We start from the raw sequence: 1,870 nt of genomic DNA, 5'->3' as shown, positions 1-1,870 counted from the left end.
GCAATTGTAGGTGGTTTATTATCCATACCCTTACTTGATCAAAGGTTGTTACCTATGGAAGTTGATCAGTCAACTTATCTGTATAGTAATTTGTTATTACTTTTTTCAGGAATCATTGTCATTAGTTGGCTGGTTACCTTGAATGTATATAAACATTCTCAAAGGGATTTCTAAATCGTTAAGGGATCAACTTTGGGAGAGAGTTCAAAATTGATCCTTTTTTTATAACAGGAATTCAAATCTTTTTGTTCCATTAAAGGGCGCGTTTATTGAAGAACGAAGATCGTCATTTGACGGTCTTTTTTTTCGTCTAAAAGCTGATGAGCTGCAGAACGAAAAACGTGGCATTCGTCAACGGTAAATGTCTGACTGACCAACGGGAAGGAATTTAAGGAGTTGACGAATTTCGCAAAACCCGAACCCTCTCGGCACGTCAAAAGGCAACACCTTTTGACCTGCCTACCGGCGAGGGAGCCCCCTCAAAATTGAGGGGGATGGGGGAGTTTTTGGAGGGGGTCGAGGGGAAACTTTTCCCTCGTGGGTTTGGGCAACGCCCAAGGTCTTTTCTTTTGATTTTGATCTTGGGGAAACTGTCACGCCAGAGTGACAGACCCCTGCTTTTACCCTCGGAGAGCCTTTTCATTTTGCACATGGAGCGCAGCGCAGTGTCAAAATACAGAAAAGGTTACTTTGGCAAAGTAACAAACTGTCTGGTACACTCATAGCAAGTGAGGTGATTCGTCATGAGCATGTCGGTTTCGCTCAAAAAGGCGACCAATAAAACCAACATCAAACACAATAATCGGACCATGAGTGACAAGGATAAAGAACGGAATTCACACATTGATGAATCTCGTTCGCACGAAAATGTGTACCTCGTTCAGAAGGATTTGAAAGAACTGTATCAAGAAGAATTTGGCGAAGCGTTGGAAAATTACAATGCTAAACAAAAACGCAATGACCGGAAAATTGATGATTACTTTAAGCACATCCAATCCAGTAAAAAAACGGCGCTTCAGCAGGAAATGATTGTTCAGGTGGGAGACTTATATGACTTTCCTATGCGAAAGGATTATGAGAAAGGAAATGAAATTTTATTAGAGTGGTTCGAAGATTTTGAGAAGCGAAATCCGAATTTAAAAGTATATAATGCGGTCATCCATAATGACGAAGCTACTCCTCATATGCACTTGAATTTTGTTCCGGTTGCGAGCGGCTATAAGCGAGGACTTGAAAAACAAGTGTCGTTTGACCGTGCGATTATTCAACAAGATCCGGCGTTGGATAAAACTCGCCCGTTTGATGATTGGCGGGAAAAAGAAGTCCAGTTGCTAGAAGAAAAATTATTGGATCGTGGAATTGAGCGGAAATTGGTTGGCACGAATTCATATAAAGACGTGAATGAATACAAGGAAAAACAGGACTTATTGAACGAAATTGCCGTGTTAGAGGGGAAAGTCGATGAAAAGAAAAATGAGTTTTTAGCGATTAGCAAAAATGTTCCTGATAAGAATTTGGTGCTGAAACCAAAGCGAAAAGAAATCAAAACCGAAGTCGTTCCGAAAATGTTCGGGAAACCGGAAATCCATCAAAAAGAAACCGGGAATTATGTTTTCACTCCTAAGCAGATGGAACAGCTGGAAACAATCGTGACAGCTGCGGTTGCGGTAAAAAAAGATTATGAGCGGTTGCAAAGTATGAATCCTGTCATAGAAAATGAAAAGCTTCGTGAGGAAGTCTATCAAAAGACCAATGAAAATTATAAGCTGAAGAACGAAAATAAGGAACTCCGTTCAGAGAACAGAGATTTAAAAGACCTGATAGGCGATTTACGGCACGAAGTCGGTTTGTTGTATCAAAGTGCCAAAGA

Annotated in this window: 1 protein-coding gene and 1 pseudogene; both read left to right on the top strand. The window is 40.6% G+C overall.

Annotated features, from left to right (window positions below; genetic code table 11):
* Positions 1-174: pseudogene (locus tag QI30_RS18545) on the top strand (tetracycline resistance MFS efflux pump); the annotation flags it as partial.
* Between the two features lie 569 nt (positions 175-743).
* Positions 744-1,870 (top strand): plasmid recombination protein (locus QI30_RS18540; protein ID WP_126992062.1); only part of this gene is annotated, 1,127 nt, incomplete at its 3' end.

Origin of the sequence: Candidatus Kurthia intestinigallinarum (assembly GCF_003991225.1) — a bacterium.
In the GTDB taxonomy this organism is placed as follows: domain Bacteria; phylum Bacillota; class Bacilli; order Bacillales_A; family Planococcaceae; genus Kurthia; species Kurthia populi.
This window is presented reverse-complemented; position numbering and strand designations above follow the sequence as displayed.